Source organism: Neobacillus drentensis (genome assembly GCF_036966985.1).
Lineage (GTDB): Bacteria > Bacillota > Bacilli > Bacillales > Cytobacillaceae > Neobacillus > Neobacillus drentensis_E.
The window spans coordinates 324-618 of record NZ_JBALSN010000732.1 but is presented as its reverse complement, the minus strand read 5'-3'; the positions used below and the strand labels follow the sequence as shown (position 1 = coordinate 618).

At 38.6% G+C, this 295-nt stretch carries 1 pseudogene; it reads right to left on the bottom strand.

The window, feature by feature from the left end:
- Nucleotides 1–112 (bottom strand): annotated as a pseudogene (locus tag V7659_RS31100) (GntR family transcriptional regulator); the annotation flags it as partial.
- Nucleotides 113–295 lie beyond the last annotated feature (183 nt).

The window sequence follows — 295 nt, the reverse complement described above, 5'->3', positions numbered from 1 at the left end:
GAACCGAGTCTAATTTTTCGCCCGGAAGAAGCTCCCCCGTTCGAATGGATTCGACTAATGCGTCCGCAATTTCTTCATATATTTTTTTCGTTTTGATTTGTTTATATTTCAATTGGTCTCACCTCATCACTGTTGTCTACCCTATCGGCTCATGCCCTATCTTATACTTTACCCCAAAATTCAGATCACACGTCTTCCCTTTTTTCAATTCTCAAGAAATCTTCTATCACTCTTCCACTCATCAAAAAAGAAGCACATGCCATTGTTTCTGGCATGTGCTTCTTTTTAATCATAT